At 72.1% G+C, this 17,200-nt stretch carries 16 protein-coding genes and 1 riboswitch; of the genes, 5 read left to right on the forward strand and 11 right to left on the reverse strand.

Features of this window, described 5'->3' with window-relative positions:
- Positions 1-149 precede the first annotated feature (149 nt).
- A riboswitch (cobalamin riboswitch) is annotated at positions 150-285 on the forward strand.
- Between the two features lie 122 nt (positions 286-407).
- The gene (locus SCK26_RS13035) at positions 408-2,777 is read left to right on the forward strand and encodes a ribonucleoside-diphosphate reductase subunit alpha (protein ID WP_318201466.1); all 2,370 of its coding nucleotides are present in this window, start codon (positions 408-410) and stop codon (positions 2,775-2,777) included.
- Positions 2,777-3,787, forward strand: a complete 1,011-nt coding sequence (locus SCK26_RS13040; RefSeq protein ID WP_318201467.1) for a ribonucleotide-diphosphate reductase subunit beta — start codon at positions 2,777-2,779, stop codon at positions 3,785-3,787. The genes SCK26_RS13035 and SCK26_RS13040 overlap by 1 nt, the downstream gene beginning before the upstream one ends.
- Here SCK26_RS13040 and SCK26_RS13045 read toward each other — a convergent pair.
- Positions 3,739-3,942, reverse strand: a complete 204-nt coding sequence (locus tag SCK26_RS13045; RefSeq protein WP_318201468.1) for a hypothetical protein — start codon at positions 3,940-3,942, stop codon at positions 3,739-3,741. The two genes, SCK26_RS13040 and SCK26_RS13045, sit on opposite strands and share 49 nt — an antisense overlap.
- Before the next feature lie 93 nt (positions 3,943-4,035).
- On the opposite strand from SCK26_RS13045, the gene SCK26_RS13050 reads away from it, so the two are divergent.
- Positions 4,036-4,998 (forward strand): GlxA family transcriptional regulator, encoded by a 963-nt coding sequence (locus SCK26_RS13050; protein WP_318201469.1) that lies wholly within the window; start codon positions 4,036-4,038, stop codon positions 4,996-4,998.
- A gap of 22 nt (positions 4,999-5,020) precedes the next feature.
- Here SCK26_RS13050 and SCK26_RS13055 read toward each other — a convergent pair whose 3' ends face one another.
- The 10 genes from SCK26_RS13055 to SCK26_RS13100 form a co-directional block, all read right to left on the reverse strand.
- Entirely contained in the window at positions 5,021-6,400 is a 1,380-nt protein-coding gene (locus SCK26_RS13055) for a cytochrome P450 (RefSeq protein WP_318201470.1), read from the reverse strand.
- A complete protein-coding gene (gene cyc1, locus SCK26_RS13060) occupies positions 6,397-7,482 on the reverse strand; it encodes an epi-isozizaene synthase (RefSeq protein ID WP_318201471.1) in 1,086 nt (361 codons plus the stop codon). The genes SCK26_RS13055 and cyc1 overlap by 4 nt, the downstream gene beginning before the upstream one ends.
- Positions 7,483-7,776: 294 nt before the next feature.
- Positions 7,777-8,427 (reverse strand): peptide deformylase, encoded by a 651-nt coding sequence (def, locus tag SCK26_RS13065; protein WP_318201472.1) that lies wholly within the window; start codon positions 8,425-8,427, stop codon positions 7,777-7,779.
- Positions 8,428-8,551: 124 nt separating this feature from the next.
- A complete protein-coding gene (locus SCK26_RS13070) occupies positions 8,552-9,532 on the reverse strand; it encodes a hypothetical protein (protein WP_318201473.1) in 981 nt (326 codons plus the stop codon).
- Between the two features lie 99 nt (positions 9,533-9,631).
- Positions 9,632-10,912, reverse strand: a complete 1,281-nt coding sequence (locus SCK26_RS13075; RefSeq protein ID WP_318201474.1) for an HD-GYP domain-containing protein — start codon at positions 10,910-10,912, stop codon at positions 9,632-9,634.
- The gene (locus SCK26_RS13080; protein WP_318201475.1) at positions 10,909-12,213 is read right to left on the reverse strand and encodes an HD-GYP domain-containing protein; all 1,305 of its coding nucleotides are present in this window, start codon (positions 12,211-12,213) and stop codon (positions 10,909-10,911) included. Before SCK26_RS13080 ends, SCK26_RS13075 begins: the two co-directional genes overlap by 4 nt.
- 112 nt (positions 12,214-12,325) lie before the next feature.
- A complete protein-coding gene (gene rsrA, locus SCK26_RS13085; protein WP_318201476.1) occupies positions 12,326-12,637 on the reverse strand; it encodes a mycothiol system anti-sigma-R factor in 312 nt (103 codons plus the stop codon).
- Positions 12,634-13,323: an RNA polymerase sigma factor SigR gene (gene sigR, locus SCK26_RS13090; RefSeq protein ID WP_318201477.1), complete on the reverse strand. Its 690-nt coding sequence runs from the start codon at positions 13,321-13,323 to the stop codon at positions 12,634-12,636. The genes rsrA and sigR overlap by 4 nt, the downstream gene beginning before the upstream one ends.
- 258 nt (positions 13,324-13,581) lie before the next feature.
- On the reverse strand, positions 13,582-14,220 hold the full coding sequence (locus SCK26_RS13095) for an alpha/beta family hydrolase (protein WP_318201478.1): 639 nt from the start codon (positions 14,218-14,220) through the stop codon (positions 13,582-13,584).
- 1 nt (position 14,221) lies between these two features.
- A complete protein-coding gene (locus SCK26_RS13100) occupies positions 14,222-15,076 on the reverse strand; it encodes an SOS response-associated peptidase (RefSeq protein ID WP_318201479.1) in 855 nt (284 codons plus the stop codon).
- Between the two features lie 50 nt (positions 15,077-15,126).
- Between SCK26_RS13100 and SCK26_RS13105 the strand changes: the two genes are divergently transcribed.
- Together SCK26_RS13105 and aroA are read left to right on the forward strand one after the other, a co-directional pair.
- A complete protein-coding gene (locus tag SCK26_RS13105) occupies positions 15,127-15,849 on the forward strand; it encodes a M50 family metallopeptidase (RefSeq protein WP_318201480.1) in 723 nt (240 codons plus the stop codon).
- Positions 15,850-15,877: 28 nt separating this feature from the next.
- Complete coding sequence (aroA, locus tag SCK26_RS13110) at positions 15,878-17,194, forward strand: 3-phosphoshikimate 1-carboxyvinyltransferase (RefSeq protein WP_318201481.1); 1,317 nt, start codon at positions 15,878-15,880, stop codon at positions 17,192-17,194.
- Positions 17,195-17,200 lie beyond the last annotated feature (6 nt).

The following is a 17,200-nucleotide window of genomic DNA, read 5'->3' on the forward strand; positions in this document are numbered from 1 at the left end:
GCTCCGGCCGGCACGCCGTCGCGCCGCCCGCGCCGGCCCCGGCGGGCGCCCGCAACCGCTCCCGCCGCCGCCCCGGCATCACGCTCCCCGGCCGCGCGTTGACGCACCGGAGCGGGGGCGACACAACATCTGGGGGTGATGAGGCAGCCCGGCACTAGATGTATGCTCGTGCTCGCTGTCGTCGCAGGGGAATCCGGTGCGAATCCGGAACTGTCCCGCAACGGTGTACTTGCGTGTCCGCGCGCCTGTTCAGTCCGAGGACCTGCCGGCAGCCCACCCGGCCGTCCGGTCCGGGTGCGTTCCGACGTCCGGGCCTCGTGGAATGGGCCGGCGGACGCGACGCCGTGCGCGCTCGTGGTCACCGCTGCCCTCCGCCAGGCTCCGTGCCGAGCGAGGGAGACCCCCACGTGACCATCGCGCCAGCAGACCCGGCTCCGGTCAGCGGACCGGAGACCGACGGTCCCGGTGCCGCGCTGCTGCGGACCTTGTCCGAGCTGACGGCCGACCTGCCCGACGCCGACCCCGGGCGGGTCGCCGCCGCCGCGCTGCGCGGCCGGTCCGCGCGGGCCGACGAGGCGGAACTGCGCGAGCTGGCCACGGAGGCCGCCGCCGGCCTGATCGCCGAGGACCCCGCCTACTCCAGGCTGGCCGCCCGGCTCCTCACCCTCGCGATCCGGGCCGAGGCCGCCTCCCAGGACGTGACCTCCTTCACCGGGTCGATCGCGGTCGGCCACCGCGAGGGCCTGGTCGCCGACCGCACCGCCGCGTTCGTCCGCATCCACGCCGAGCGGCTGGACGCGCTGGTGGAATCGGCCGTGGCGGAGGGCGCCGACGACCGCTTCGGCTACTTCGGCCTGCGCACCCTGCACAGCCGTTATCTGCTGCGTCACCCGATCACCCGCAAGGTCATCGAGACGCCCCAGCACTTCATGCTGCGCGTGGCCAGCGGCCTGGCCGAGGACGACACGGTCCGCTCCGTGGACGAGGTCGCCTCGCTCTACGGCCTGATGAGCCGCCTGGACTACCTGCCCTCCTCCCCCACCCTGTTCAACTCCGGCACCCGTCACCCCCAGATGTCGTCCTGCTATCTGCTGGACTCGCCCCTGGACGAGCTGGACTCCATCTACGACCGCTACCACCAGGTGGCCCGGCTGTCGAAGCACGCCGGCGGCATCGGGCTGTCGTACTCCCGGGTCCGCTCGCGGGGTTCGCTGATCCGGGGGACGAACGGGCACTCCAACGGGATCGTGCCGTTCCTGAAGACCCTGGACGCCTCGGTCGCCGCGGTGAACCAGGGCGGCCGGCGCAAGGGCGCCGCCGCCGTCTACCTGGAGACCTGGCACTCCGACATCGAGGAATTCCTCGAACTGCGCGACAACACCGGCGAGGACGCCCGCCGCACCCACAACCTCAACCTGGCCCACTGGATCCCCGACGAATTCATGCGCCGGGTCAACGCCGACGCCCAGTGGTCCCTGTTCTCCCCCGCCGACGTCCCCGAACTCGTCGACCTGTGGGGCACCGACTTCGACACCGCCTACCGCAAGGCCGAAGCCGCCGGCCTCGCCAAGAAGACCCTCCCCGCCCGCGAGCTGTACGGGCGGATGATGCGCACCCTGGCCCAGACCGGCAACGGCTGGATGACCTTCAAGGACGCCGCCAACCGCACCGCCAACCAGACCGCCGAGCCCGGCAGCGTCATCCACTCCTCCAACCTCTGCACCGAGATCCTCGAAGTCACCAACGACGGCGAGACGGCCGTCTGCAACCTCGGCTCCGTCAACCTCGGCGCCTTCGTCCGCGACGGCGGCATCGACTGGGACCGCCTGGACGCCACCGTCCGCACCGCCGTGACCTTCCTCGACCGCGTCGTGGACATCAACTTCTACCCCACCGAGCAGGCAGGGCGCTCGAACGCGAAGTGGCGGCCGGTCGGCCTCGGCGCGATGGGTCTCCAGGACGTCTTCTTCAAGCTGCGGCTGCCCTTCGACTCCGCCGAGGCCAAGGCGCTGTCCACGCGGATCGCCGAGCGGATCATGCTCGCCGCGTACGAGACGTCCGCCGACCTCGCCGAACGCAACGGCCCGCTGCCCGCCTGGCAGAAGACCCGCACGGCCCAGGGCGTCCTCCACCCCGACCACTACGACACCGAGTTCACCTGGCCCGAGCGCTGGGACGCCCTTCGTGAGCGCATCGCGAGGACGGGCATGCGGAACTCGCTGCTGCTGGCGATCGCGCCGACGGCCACCATCGCCTCGATCGCCGGTGTGTACGAGTGCATCGAGCCGCAGGTGTCCAACCTGTTCAAGCGCGAGACGCTGTCCGGCGAGTTCCTCCAGGTCAACTCCTACCTGGTGCGGGATCTGAAGGACCTCGGCGTCTGGGACGCCCGCACCCGCGAGGCCCTGCGCGAGGCCAACGGCTCCGTCCAGGACTTCCAGTGGATCCCCGACGAGATCCGCGCCCTGTACCGCACCGCCTGGGAGATCCCGCAGCGCGGCCTGATCGACATGGCCGCCGCCCGCACTCCCTACCTCGACCAGGCCCAGTCGCTGAACCTGTTCCTGGAGACGCCGACCATCGGCAAGCTCAGCTCGATGTACGCCTACGCCTGGAAGTCGGGCCTGAAGACCACGTACTACCTGCGTTCGCGCCCCGCGACACGCATCGCCCGCGCCGCCCAGGCGCAGCCCACCCTCCCCGCACAGGCCGCCGCGGACCCCGAAGCGGTCGCCTGTTCCCTGGAAAACCCCGAGTCCTGCGAGGCCTGCCAGTAATGACCCGCAACACCCGCCTGCTCGACCCCGGCTTCGAGCTGACTCTCCGCCCCATGCGCTACCCCGACTTCTACGAGCGCTACCGGGACGCCATCAAGAACACCTGGACCGTCGAGGAGGTCGACCTCCACTCCGACGTCGCGGACCTCGCCAAGCTCACCCCCGAGGAACACCACCTCATCGGCCGCCTCGTCGCCTTCTTCGCCACCGGCGACTCCATCGTCGCCAACAACCTCGTCCTCACCCTCTACAAACACATCAACTCCCCCGAAGCACGCCTCTATCTGAGCCGTCAGCTGTTCGAGGAGGCCGTCCACGTCCAGTTCTACCTGACCCTCCTGGACACCTACCTCCCCGATCCCGACGACCGCGCCGCCGCCTTCGCCGCCGTGGAGAACATCCCCTCCATCCGCGAGAAGGCCGAGTTCTGCTTCAAGTGGATCGACGAGGTGGAAAAGATCGACCGGCTGGAAAGCAAGGCCGACCGGCGCCGCTTCCTGCTCAACCTCATCTGCTTCGCCGCCTGCATCGAAGGACTCTTCTTCTACGGCGCCTTCGCCTACGTCTACTGGTTCCGCAGCCGCGGCCTCCTGCACGGCCTCGCCACCGGCACCAACTGGGTCTTCCGCGACGAGACCATGCACATGAGCTTCGCCTTCGACGTCGTCGACACCGTCCGCAAGGAAGAACCCGACCTCTTCGACGACCAGCTCCGGCAACAGGTCACCGACATGCTCGAGGAAGCCGTCACCGCCGAACTCCAGTTCGCCCGCGACCTGTGCGGCGACGGCCTGCCCGGCATGAACACCGACTCCATGCGCCAGTACCTCGAGTGCGTCGCCGACCAGCGCCTCACCCGCCTCGGCTTCGCCCCCGTCTACGGCTCCGAGAACCCCTTCTCCTTCATGGAACTCCAAGGCGTCCAGGAACTCACCAACTTCTTCGAACGCCGTCCCTCCGCCTACCAGGTCGCCGTCGAGGGCACCGTCGACCTCGACGAGGACTTCTGATCCCTCTCCGCTCCGCGGTCCCTGCCGCCCTCCCTGACCTGCCGGTCGACGCGCCTGTCGCGCAGGAACCCGAGCAGGGACGGGAGGGCCAGCAGGACCAGGATCCCGAGGGTCAGTCCGAGTCCGATCACGCCTTCGATCTGGTTTCCGTTCATGGACACCACTGTCGTACCGGTCGCCCCTGACCGGCAGTGGCAGGACGGCCGTAGACCCTCGAATTCCTGCCACCGCCGGTGCAGACTGGCGGCATGCTGAAGAACGTGGTCGCCGTGCTGCTGAACGGGGTGCATCCCTTCGAACTGGGTCTCGTGTGCGAGGTGTTCGGCATCGACCGCAGCGATGACGGGCTGCCGGTGTACGACTTCGCCGTCGCGTCGGCGGAGGGCCCCGGCCTGGACACCCCTTGCGGGTTCGCGGTGTCCACGCCGTACGGCCTGGAACGGCTGGAGGAGGCCGACCTGATCGCCGTACCCGCCGGCGAGGGCTTCGCGGCACGCGCCTACCCGGAGGAGCTGCTCGCGGCGCTGCGCCGGGCGGTCGACCGGGGCACCCGGGTGCTCAGCGTCTGCTCCGGGGTGTTCGTGCTGGCCGCGGCGGGTCTGCTGGACGGCCGGCGGTGCGCGGTGCACTGGCACCACGCCGAACAGCTCGCCCGGCGCTATCCCGGGATCAGGGTCGAGCCGGACGTGCTGTACGTGGACGAGGACCCGGTGATCACCTCCGCCGGCACCGCCGCCGGGATCGACGCCTGTCTGCACCTGGTGCGCAAGGAACAGGGCCCGGAGGTGGCCAACAAGCTGGCCCGCCGGATGGTGGTGCCGCCGCACCGGGACGGCGGGCAGGCCCAGTTCATCGAGCGGCCCCTGCCGAAGGCCCCGGTCGACACGGTCGGGGAGGTGCTGGCCTGGATGGAGGCCCACCTCGACCAGGAGGTCACGGTGGAACAGCTCGCCGCCCGCGCCCACATGGCGCCGCGCACCTTCGCCCGGCGCTTCCGGCAGGAGACGGGGACCACGCCCTACCGCTGGATTCTGCGCCAACGCGTCCTGCTCGCCCAGGAGTTGCTGGAGGGCACGGACGAGACGATGGACGCGATCGCCTGGCGCACCGGGTTCGGTACGGCCGCCGCGCTGCGCCATCAGTTCGTCCGGGCGCTGGGTGTCACGCCGAACGCCTACCGGCGCGCGTTCCGGGGCCCCGAGGCCGCCTGAGCGCGCGCCGGCACCGGGCGGCCTACCAGGGCCTCGCGCGCAGCAGCAGGTTGTGCGGGCGGAGCGTGATGCCCACGCGCGTGGTGTCGTCCGACCCGGCGGCCGGCTCGAAGCGGTACTTCGCCGAGACGGCCGCGGTGATCAGGCTCAGCTGGGCCATGGAGAAGTGGTCGCTGGGACACTTGCGGTTGCCCACGCTGAACGGGCTCATGGCGTACTTGGGCACGTCCGCGGCCCGCTCGGGCAGCCAGCGGTCGGGGTCGAAGTCGAGGTGGCGGGCGTAGGAGCGGCCGTCGCGCTGGATCGCGTACGGGCTGTAGACGATGTCGGCACCGGCCGGAATGCGATAGCCGCCGAGTGCGGTGTCGGTCACCGCGCGCCGCGTCAGAATCCACACGGCGGGCCGCAGCCGCATGGCCTCGACGACGACATTGTTGGTGTGCGTGAGGGAGCGGACATGCTCGAATCCGACCGGTCGGCCACCGGTCACGGATTCGACCTCGGTCCGTACCTTCTCCGCGTGTTCCGGGTGTTCGGCGAGGACCTGGAGCAGCCACATGATCGTGGAGGCCACTGTTTCGCTGCCGGGCGTGAGTATCGCGACGACCTGGTCGTGGATCTCCTGTTCCCCGATGGGGTCGCCATTGTCGTCCTTCGCCTCCAGCAATGCCGTCAGCAAATCGTCCGGCCTTTGCCCGGACGCCCGGCGCTCGGCGACGATCTCGTCCACCAGCAGATGCAGATCGGCCAGCGCCCGGTTGAATGCGCGGTTGGCCGGGAACGGCAGCCGGTACAGCGGCCCGAGCGGGATCACCATCCTGCGGTACATGCCGCGGAAGACGGTAGCGAGGTCGGCGCTGAGCCGTTCCGCGCGCTCGTCCATGTGGTCGCCGCGCAGCAGGCAGCGGGCGGCGATGCGGACGGCGACGCGGAAGGACTCGGAGGTGCAGTCGATGGTCCGGCCGGGCTGCCAGCGCTCGGTCAGGGCGTGCGCCTCCTCCTCCATGACCGCGCCGTAGGCCGGTATCGCGTCGAGCCGGAACGCGGGCTGGACGGTGCGCCGCTGCCGGCGGTGCCGGGGCCCGTTCGCGGTGGCCACGCCCTCCTTGCCGAGCAGTCCCTCCAGGGATTCCCACAGCGGGCCGGCGATGTGGAAGTCGGGGCTGAGGGCCAGGGCTCCGGTGAGCGCCGGCGTGGTGACGGCGTACACCGTCTTGGGACCGAGTTTCAGGCGTACGACGTCGCCGTGCTCGCGCAGCGCGGACATGAAGGCGAGCGGGTCGCGGACCAGTCTCAGGCCGTGCCCGAGGACGGGCAGGGCTCCGCCGGCCAGGGGTGGTTCGGCGAGCGGGGGCGTGCCGGAAGTGGCGGGGGTCCGGGGCTTCACCGGCTCGACGGTCATTTCTCACCTGCCGCTTCGTTCGTGACGTACGGGGGCGTGGCGCGGTCGTCCCAGCTGTCGACCATGTACCTGCCGGACTCGTGGTGGAACCAGTAGACGGAACTGAACCAGTTGCGCATATTGCCGACGCAGCTGCGGACGGCGCTGCCCAGTTTCCGGCCGCGTGCCGTACCGTCGTCGATCTGCCGGGCCAGTACGAGGGCGTTCCGCTCGGCTTCGAGGAATTCGCCGACGCATTCCTCGACGCGCCGTCTGATGTCGTCCACCGCTTCTTCGAGGGTCAGCCCGGCATGGGTGACGAGGCTGATGCCGAGATTGTGCACCTCGTCGCCGGCGATTTCCTTCGGCAGTGAGCAGAGGTCGTTGTACCAGGCGGCGAATTCCTGGCTGAGCAGCGCCGCCCGGCGGTACACGGGATTTTTCCGCACGGCTTCCGGGAGTTCACAGCCGGCGGCGGGTTCCAGCAGATCCGTCCATATCCAGTGGGCGAAGGTGAGCCGGCGCAGCGCGAGATACTCCTCGACGGCGGGGATGTGCCCCTCGGCGCGGTTGCGGAACTCGCGGTCGTAGGCCTCGATCACGGCGTGGAAGTGCCGGGCGAACCGCCGGTTCCAGGTGTGCGACAGGAAGCCGTACAGCCGCAGCACGCTCTCCGCGAAGCCGGCCACGAGGGGGTCGGGGTGGTGCAGATGGGACCGGGGTGCGTCCAGGGCCGCGTGCAGCCGGTGGCGCAGCCGCCGCCAGTCGGCGGCCCGGCCGTGGACGATGTCGCGGTCGTGGCGGTCGTCCCAGACGAAGAACCAGGCGCTGTAGTCGGCTATGGCCTGCAGGACCTCGTCCGGGGCACCCAGGTAGTAGCCCGCCATGAGGTCCGTGTAGCACAGTCCATCGGCATATTCCGCGACCTTGTCCGCCGGCATCAGCCGCTTTTCCAGCAGCCACAGCCGCGTCTTCTCCTGAAGCTTTGGCCAATACGGGTGCAGGTGCCGTGGAAAGGAGGACTCGATCACCGGGAGTGCCAGTGACGGTGGGACTACGGCCGCCGTCGCCGTCGCCGTGGTGCTGTGTGGGAAAGCTTGCACAGAACAAACCCCTCTCAGCCGCCAGGAGCGCACACCTCTCCCCTTGTGCCGAGTGTGCGCCGTTGCGTATCCCCGTGCTTACATTCAGCACCACAAGTGACCGCCGTGGGAACGGATTTGCTCTACTCACCACCCCAAAGTGGCGAGACTGCCCCCTTGTCTGACTGATTGACGGGCACCGGGGCGGTGGAACGAAACGGCCGCACGACGCGCGGACGAGGGCGGACGGCGGCAGCACGAAGGCGCCCGGCCGGGAGGAATCCCGGCCGGGCGCCGCAGCGGACCCGAGGGGGGTCAGTCGTTGGCGACCACGGGGTAGCGCGGCTCGTTCTCGGCCATCTGCCGCAGCGCGTCCTTGCGGTCCCGCTTGGAGAGGCGGTCGATGTACAGGTAGCCGTAGAGGTGGTCGGTCTCGTGCTGGAGGCAGCGCGCGAAGTAGCCGGTGCCCCGGACCTTGATCGGGTTGCCCCGCTCGTCCTGGCCGGTCACCTCGGCGTAGTCGGGACGCGCGAGCGCGGCGTACGCCGTGGGAACGGACAGGCAGCCTTCGTTGCTGTCGTCGAGTCGGCGGCGCTCGGCGGGCAGGTCGACCAGCTTCGGGTTGCACACCACGCCGACGTGCCGGACACCCTCGTCGTCCTGGCAGTCGTAGACGAAGACCTTCCGGTCGACACCGATCTGGTTGGCGGCCAGGCCCACGCCCTCGGCGGTGCGCTGGCTCGCGAACATGTCGGCGACCAGCTGCTGGAGCTCCTCGCCGAACTCGGTGACGTCCTGGCACTCCTTGTGCAGGACCGGGTTGCCGACGACCGTGATCGGCCGCGAGGTGCCGCGCTCACGCCAGGCATGCTCGCGCTCCTCGCAGTTCTCCGTGTCGACGACATAGCCCTCGTCGTCGACGGGGAGCACGCCCGCGTGCTGCTGATCGGTGTCCTGCTGCGCCATGACCGACGTACGCCTTCCTCAAAGAACAGGGGGAGATGTTGCTGCTACAGGTTACGTGTACGCGCCCCTCAGGGGCGCGGGGAACGGCGCGACCGGTCATGACGGCGCCGCGGCCGGACCCGCCTCAGCACACCTCTTCGAGATCCCGCCAGTCACGCGAATCCGGACTGTCGGCGACCCATCCGTCGAGCAGCCCCCGGACCAGCGAGGCCGGCGCGGCCAGCCCGCACTCCCGCTCGGGCACCCACAGCTGCCCGTCCGTCCGGTGCCCCAGCGGCCCGGGATGCCCCGGCTCGCTGTGGTCGTGCGGGTCCAGGTGCACCCCCTCCCCCTCGTCGGAGGGCATCCGGGACTCGCTGCACATCCGGCACAGCAGCCGCACCGAGGACGACCAGTCCTCCGCGGCGAACCCCGCGTCGGCGGCCAGCTGCTCCAGCGCGTCCCGGTCGGCCTCGGTGGCCGCCTCCAGCAGGACCACCCAGGTGGGCACCGGCGACGGCGCCCACAACTCGATCTCGTCGAAGACCGGGTAGGAGTGCCCGGTGGAGGTGGTGCGCTCGCCGTGCGGGACGCCGTCGTGCAGCACGACCTCGCCCCAGCGCCGCCCGGACGAGGGCAGCGGGATGGACAGCACCTCCAGCCGGGCCGGGTCCAGCCGGCGGCCCCAGACGACCTCGGCCTCGCCTTCCGGGGACAGCCGTACCGCCGCGCTGCCCAGCTCCATGCCGAGCGGCTCGGCGGAGGCGGCGGAGCCCCCGGGCACCTTCAGCCCGTACGCCTGCCAGGCGCGGCGGGCCAGCGGCCAGTCCTGGAGGGCGGTCGCGGCGATGCCGACGTTCCACCAGTCGGGCGCTCCGGTGTCCCGGTCGAGCAGGGCGACCGCGCGCAGTCCGGCCGCGCGGGCCTGTTCCCAGTCGTGCCGGAACTTGTGCAGCAGGGCGAGGTTGAACCAGGACTCCGACAGCCAGGGTTCGAGATCGGCGGCGCGTGTCAGCAGTTCGCCCGCGTCCTCGTACCGGCCGTCGCCGATGAGTGTGAACGCGCGGTCCGTGGCCTGCCGCCAGGAGGCGGAGGGCCGGTGCCGTCCCTTGCCGAAGATCCTCACGTTTCCCGCCTGCCAGTTCCATTTCCCGCTGTGGGCTGGCTTGTGCCCCCGGACACCCTCTCCCTCGCATCCAACCACGTACGGCGGGAAAGGTGCTCATTACCCATGGGTTACCCAGCCGGGCGCGGGGTCAGACCGTCCCGGCCGTCTCGCCGGCACGCGTTCCCGCGCCGCCTGGGGCTGGGCCAGTACCCGCGCGAGCGACTCCACAACCTGCGGGGCGTAATCCCGGGCGGTGCCGAGCCGCAGTTCCTCCAGCGCGCGCGAGGAGCCCTCGGGGCCGGCGTCCCGGCTCTTCTCCTCGTAGGCGTTGACGGCCCGGACGATGCGGGCGGCGAGCGGCTGCTCGGGGTAGGGGTCGGCCTGCCGTTCCACGACGACCGCGACGGCCGGGTCCACCCCGGTCTGCCGGACGACGGCCCCGCCGAGCAGGGCGATGCGCCGCTGCTCGGCGGCGGGCAGGGCGGCGGTGGCGCCGGCCGGGACCGGGTCGACCAGGCTGAGCTGGCCGATGTCGTGCATCAGGGCCGCGTACTCCAGCACGGTCAGCTCCGGCCGGGTCAGCCCGAGGTCCCGGCCGACGGCGAGGCTGAGCGCGGCCACCCTGCGGGCGTGCCCGGCGGGCGTGCAGCCGGCGATCTCGGTGGCGCGGGCCAGCGAGGCGATGGTCTGCCGGTAGGTGGCGCGGACGGCCGCGTACCGGCGCACGGACAGCTGGACGAGCAGCAGCGGCAGGCAGAACACGGGCAGCGCCCACAGCCCGGCGACGGCGACCGCGAGCGCCATCACCGCGCCGGTCGCGACGACGGCGGAGCCGATGCCGGCCAGCCCGCGCACCTCCTCCCGCAGCAGCGGGCCGAACGGCCAGCCGGTGCGGCAGTGGGCCAGCGCGGCGGCCAGCACGGCACCGCACAGGGAGGTCAGGGCCAGCAGGGTGAGCAGCAGCAGGGCGTAGGCGGGCCCGCACCAGGCGGTGAAGACGCCCTGGTTGTACAGCGGTTGGAAGCACAGGGCGGCGAAGCCGACGGTGAGGATCCGGCGGGCCAGGTGGTCGGCCGTGGAGGCGCGGCCGGACCAGATGCGCGGGACGGCGCCGAGCAGCGCGGCGACGAGGACGACCGTGACGACCTGGGCGGCGTCGTGCTGGCTGGGCCGCCCGGCGACGGCGCCCAGCAGGGCGTACGACAGCGAGCCGGCGGCGCCGAGGGGCGCGGCCTGGCGGGCCCGGTCGTCGCTCCACCGGGACAGCTCGCCGACGGCGATGAGCAGCCCGAAGGCGAGCGCGTCACCGCGGTCGGCCAGGCCGGTCCACAGGGTGCCGGCGAGGGAGCCGGCCGCGACGAGGGCTGCGGCGGTGTGGACGAGCCGCAGCACGGTCACCGGTGCGCCCCGGTGCGCGGGGCCCGCTCGGCGGGCGCGGTGCCGTGGGCCGGTTCGTCGGCGGTGACCGCCGGGCGCCAGCCCTCGCGGCGCAGCGCGCGGACCAGCGCGCGCACCATACGGGGGTCGAAGTGCGCGCCGGCGCAGCGCTCCAGCTCGGCGACGGCGGCCTCGACCGGCCGGGCCCGGCTGTAGCAGCGGGTGGAGGTCATGGCGTCGAAGGCGTCCGCGACGGCGACGATCCGGGCGCACTCGGGGATGCGGTCGCCGGCCAGGCCGTAGGGGTAGCCGGTGCCGTCGAGCCGTTCGTGGTGGTGGAGGATGGCCGTGCGGGCCTCGCCGAGGAAGGAGATCCCGCGGACCATCTCGTGGCCGTACTCGGGGTGCAGCTCGATGATCCGGCGTTCCTCGGGGGTGAGCGGCCCGTCCTTGCGCAGCAGCCGGGTGGGCACGCCCAGCTTGCCGACGTCGTGCAGGATGCCCGCGAAGCGCAGCACCTCCACCCGGTCGTCGTCCAGGCCGAGTTCGCGGGCGATCAGCACGGAGGCCTGTCCGACGCGTTCGCTGTGGCCGCGGGTGTAGCCGTCCTTGATGTCGACGGCCTGGACGAGGGCGCGGATGGTGGCCTGGTGGGCGGCGCGCTCGCGGTGGTACTGGGCGAACACCCACCAGGAGACGCACATCGGCAGCAGCACCAGCAGCGCGGACACCGGTCCGTAGGGGCTGCGCCACAGCACGGCCATCATCAGGCCCGCCAGCCCGTGCACCGCGACGGGGGCGAGGGAGCGGGCCAGCAGGCCGCGCCAGGTCCGGCACGGCGGCACCAGGCCGGCGGCCGAGCACAGGCCGCCGTCGAGCGCGGTGAGCACCAGGCAGAAGGCGAGCACGGCCGCGCCGGCCGGCAGCAGCGCGTACGGGAAGTCGGAGCCGGCCACGGCGTCCCGGCCGCCGAGCGCCTCGTGCACCCGGGCGGCGGACCACACGGCGAGCGCGGGCCGTGCGGCCCGCCACACGTGCCGGGGCAGGGCCGGGCGGCGGCCGGCCGGGCGGAGCAGGGCGGCGGGCACCGGGACCAGCGCGGCGGCCGACGCCGGCAGCAGGAACGCTCCGGCGAGCAGCACCGGGTAGAAGGTGCCGCCGATGCGCCGGTGCACGGCGTGCTCGCAGGCCGCGTAGAGTGCGGCGAGCAGGACGGGTGCCGCCCAGGCGCCGGGGGTGTCCGGCGGGCGGGACAGGCAGAGGGCGCCCAGCAGGGCGACGGCGGCCACATAGCCGCGTGCCCTCGCCGGTACCGCGTCCATCACGCCCCTCCCCTACCGTGCCTGTCCAGGGCTCGGAGCCTAGGACGGCAATCGGGGAGTGTGGGGCTTATGACCTGAGGATTAGCACGTTCGGGTGATTTGACCCGGCGTGTCAGGACTCCTGGGGCGCGGTCGGCGCCCGGGTCACGTCGTGCTCGGGCACGGTCTGGCCGGAGCGGATCAGCTCGATCCGCCCCATGACCTTGGCCCGCAGGTCGGCCGGCACGTCGTCATGCCCGCAGCACCGCTTGACCAGCTTCTTCACGGCCTGCTCCAGGCCGTACTTCTCCAGGCACGGCGAGCATTCCTCGAAGTGGTGCTGGAACTTGTCGCGATCGATGTCCGGCATCTCGCTGTCGAGGAACTCGTACAGGTGGTCGAGGACCTCACTGCAGTCCGTCTCGTGCGGCTCTCCGCAGCTCATGAGCCCGAGCCTTTCGCTTCGTTCGACTCTCCGGCACCCGCCGGGACCAGCCCGCGCTCCCGGGCATAGTCCTCCAGCATGCCGCGCAGCTGACGGCGGCCCCGGTGCAGCCGGGACATCACCGTACCGATGGGTGTCCCCATGATGTCCGCGATCTCCTTGTAGGCAAAGCCCTCTACATCCGCCAGATAGACGGCGATGCGGAACTCCTCGGGGATCGCCTGGAGGGCTTCCTTCACGTCCGAGTCGGGCAGGTGGTCCAGCGCCTGCGACTCGGCGGAGCGCAGACCCGTCGACATGTGCGACTCGGCGCGCGCGAGCTGCCAGTCCTCGATCTCCTCGGCCGCGCTGCGCTGGGGTTCGCGCTGCTTCTTGCGGTACGAGTTGATGAAGGTGTTGGTGAGAATCCGGTACAGCCACGCCTTGAGGTTGGTGCCCTCGCGGAACTGGTGGAAGGACGCGTACGCCTTGGCGTAGGTCTCCTGCACCAGGTCCTCGGCGTCGGCCGGGTTGCGCGTCATGCGCAGCGCGGCCGAGTACATCTGGTCGAGGAACTCGAGCGCGTCCCGCTCGAAGCGCGCGTTGCGCTGCGCGCCCGTCTCGTCGGACGCGCTGATGCCCCGGCCCTCGGGCAGCTCCGCCTGGCCGTTGTCGGTCCCTGCGTCGGTCCCTGTGACCGGACCCACCTCCTCAAGATCCCGGGCGGGACCGAAACCGATCCCACTCGTTTCGGAGGATAGAACACGACCCGCACCCGCCGCCGCTCGAATAGGGGCCGTCCTGGCCGCGTGCAGCACCGACCAGTCCAGGTCAGCGGCGCTGCGGCGGCTCGGGCAGATGGTCGAACCCATGCGGCGGACTTCCTCTCCTGCTACGACATCGGTGCCGAGACCTCGGCACTTCCCGACCGCGTCAACAGCGGGCCGCCGCCCGGCATTCCCGCCTCACCCGAGTGACGCGACCCACGTCCGCACCGCGCCGGTGACGACCTCCAGCGCCTGCTCCTGGGTGATGCCGGCGCGCCTGGGCACCGCGAAGCCGTGATCGCCGCAGGCCACCTCGGCCAGGTCGAAATCGCCTTCGGGGAACTCGGCCGGCTTGCCGAAGGGGTCGTTGCCGCCCTGTACGACCAGCGTGGGCACGCCGGCGCCGAGCAGCTCGCCGGCGCGGGACTTCTCCGGTCTGCCCGGCGGGTGCAGCGGGAAGCTCAGCGCGAGCACGGCGCGCGCGCCCAGCTCGGCGGCCGTACGGCAGGCGACCCGGGCGCCCGCGCTGCGGCCGCCGGAGACCACCGGCAGGCCGGGTCCGGTGAGCGCGGGCCACACCCCGCGCCATCCGGCGTCCAGGGTCTTCGGCGCGGGCGCGACCTTCTTGCCGGCCACCCGCCAGGGCTGCTCGACGAGGGCGACGGTCACGCCGTGCGCGGGCAGCGCGCCGGCCAGCGCCTGGAGGTCGCGGGCCTCGATGCCGCCGCCCGCGCCGTGGCCCACGGCCAGCACCAGCCGCGCCTCCCCGGCCCGGTGCCAGGTGATCCGGGCGTCCCCCGCGTCCGTACCGACCGTCTCGGTGGTGGCGTCAGTCATGTCAGAAGAGTGTGCCCTCTTCCGGTGCCTCCAGCTCCTTCAGCAGCTCGGGGCCGTTGTTGCGGACGTTGCTGACGGCGGTGGAGACCGGGTAGGCGCGCATCAGGCCGGCCGGGGGCGGGGCGAGCAGGGCGCGCAGGTCCTCGGGGTCGGTGCGGGAGGGGTCGAGCCAGGCGTCCCAGCAGTCGGGGGTGAGCATCAGCGGCATCCGGGGGTGGATGTCGGCGAGCGAGCGGGGGCCCTCGGCGGGGGCGACGGCCAGCGGGCTCCGCTCGGCCTCGGTGGTGATCACCGAGCAGGTGACCCACCAGGCCCCGGGGTGGTCGTCGGGCAGGGTCCGGTCGCGCCAGAACTCGTACAGTCCCGCCATCGCGAACACCGAGCCGTCGGCGGGCAGCACGAAGTACGGCTGCTTGCGGGGCCGCTTCTTCCTGCCCTCGACCTCCAGCTCGCGTTCCTGCTCGCCGGTGACCCACTCGTAGTAGCCGTCGGCGGGCAGGATGCAGCGGCGGGCGGCGAAGGCGCGGCGGTAGGCGGGCTTCTCGTGCACGGTCTCCGCGCGGGCGTTGATCATCCGGGCGCCGCCCTCGGGGGTCTTGGCCCAGGACGGCACCAGTCCCCATTTCAGCTTGCGCAGCTGGCGAACCGGACGCGGTGATTCCGCGTCTTTCACAGGACGGTCCAGGACGGCGTAGACCTCTTTGGTCGGCGCCACGTTGTAGTCCGGCTCCAGGATCTCCTCGGGCTCCCTGCCCCCGGCTCCCGGCTCCGTCCGGGCAGAGGGGACCCCCATCTCGATCCCGAAGACTCCTGCGAGATCCTCGGGGCTACGACTGGATGCATACCGTCCGCACATAAGTGCCACCCTGCCAGACGCGTCACGAGAACAGGGAGCCGTTCACCGCCATGGACAGCCTCGCCGCCACCGCGCTGCCCGACCTCTGGGACCGGCTCACCGGCACCCAGCCCGCTCCGGGACCGTGGATGGTGTGGGCCACGCTCGCCGCCGCGCTCGCCGTCGTCGTCCCGCACCCGGTGTGGCGGGTGTTCCGCAACGCGATCACCATCGCGCACGAGGGCGGGCACGGTCTGCTCGCCCTGCTCACCGGCCGGCGGCTCACCGGCATACGGCTGCACTCCGACACCAGCGGGCTCACGGTGAGCCGGGGCAAGCCGTACGGGGCCGGGATGATCCTGACCGCCGCCGCCGGCTATCCGGCCCCCGCCCTGCTGGGCCTCGGCGGGGCCGCGCTGCTGGCGGCGGGCCGCATCACGCTGCTGCTGTGGGCGGCGACCGCGCTGCTGCTGGCGATGCTGGTGATGATCCGCAACGCCTACGGCGTGCTGACCGTGGTCCTGGCCGGCGGGACGTTCCTGCTGGTGTCCTGGCTGGCGCAGCCGCCGGTGCAGGCGGCGTTCGGGTACGCGGTGGTGTGGTTCCTGCTGCTCGGTGGGGTCCGCCCGGCGTTCGAGCTGCAGGCCGCGCGCTCGCGGGGCGGGGCGGGCGACTCGGACGCGGACCAGCTGTCCCGGCTGACCCACGTACCGGCGGGACTGTGGCTGTTCCTGTTCCACGCGGTGTCTCTGTGCTCGCTGATCGGCGGGGGCCGCTGGCTGCTGGAAGGTTGACCCCGGGCCCTCCTTATAAAGTGGCCCCATGGCCCCGAACAGCTCCTCCACCGCCCTCTGGCCCGCCCCGCACGCGAGCGGAGCCGTCGATGCGACGGTCCACGTGCCGGGGTCCAAGTCGGTCACCAACCGCGCCCTGGTCCTGGCCGCGCTGGCCTCCGAGCCGGGCTGGCTGCGCCGCCCGCTGCGGTCCCGGGACACGCTGCTGATGGCCGGTGCGCTGCGGGCCATGGGCGTGGAGATCGAGGAGGGCGTGGGCCCCGACGGCACCGGCGAGGCCTGGCGGGTGCTGCCCACGGGCCTGCGCGGCCCGGCCACGGTGGACGTCGGCAACGCGGGCACGGTGATGCGGTTCCTGCCGCCGGTGGCCGCGCTGGCCGACGGTCCGGTCCGGTTCGACGGCGACCCCCGGTCGTACGAGCGTCCGCTGCACGGTGTGATCGACGCGCTGCGCCGGCTGGGCGCCCGGATCGACGACGACGGCCGGGGCGCGCTGCCGCTGACCGTGCACGGCGGCGGGGCCCTGGACGGCGGCCCGGTCTCGGTCGACGCCTCCTCCTCGTCCCAGTTCGTCTCGGCGCTGCTGCTGTCCGGCCCGCGCTTCAACCAGGGAGTGGAGGTCCGCCACACCGGCGCGACCCTGCCCTCGCTGCCGCACATCCGGATGACGGTGGACATGCTGCGCGCGGTCGGCGCCCAGGTGGACACCCCGGAGTCGGGCGGCGAGCCGAACGTGTGGCGGGTCACACCGGGCGCGCTGCTCGGCCGGGACCTCACCGTCGAGCCGGACTTGTCCAACGCGCAGCCGTTCCTGGCGGCGGCCCTGGTGACCGGCGGCAAGGTGCTCATCCCGGACTGGCCGGCCCGCACCACCCAGCCGGGTGACCGGCTGCGGGAGATCTTCACCGAGATGGGCGGTTCCTGCGAACTCACCGAGTACGGGCTCGTGTTCACCGGTTCGGGGGCGATCCACGGCATCGACGTGGACCTCGGCGACGTGGGCGAGCTGACCCCGGGCGTGGCGGCGGTCGCCGCGCTCGCCGACTCGCCGTCCACCCTGCGGGGCGTGGCCCATCTGCGGCTGCACGAGACGGACCGGCTGGCCGCGCTCACCAAGGAGATCAACGAGCTGGGCGGCGACGTCACGGAGACCGCCGACGGCCTGCACATCCGCCCGCGCCCGCTGCACGGCGGGACCTTCCACACCTACGAGGACCACCGCATGGCGACCGCCGGTGCGATCATCGGCCTGGCCGTGCCGGGCGTGCGCATCGAGAACGTGGCGACGACGGCGAAGACCCTGCCGGACTTCCCCGAGCTGTGGACCGGGATGCTCGGGCAGTAGGGACAT

This window comes from Streptomyces sp. SCL15-4 (genome assembly GCF_033366695.1).
Taxonomy (GTDB): domain Bacteria; phylum Actinomycetota; class Actinomycetes; order Streptomycetales; family Streptomycetaceae; genus Streptomyces.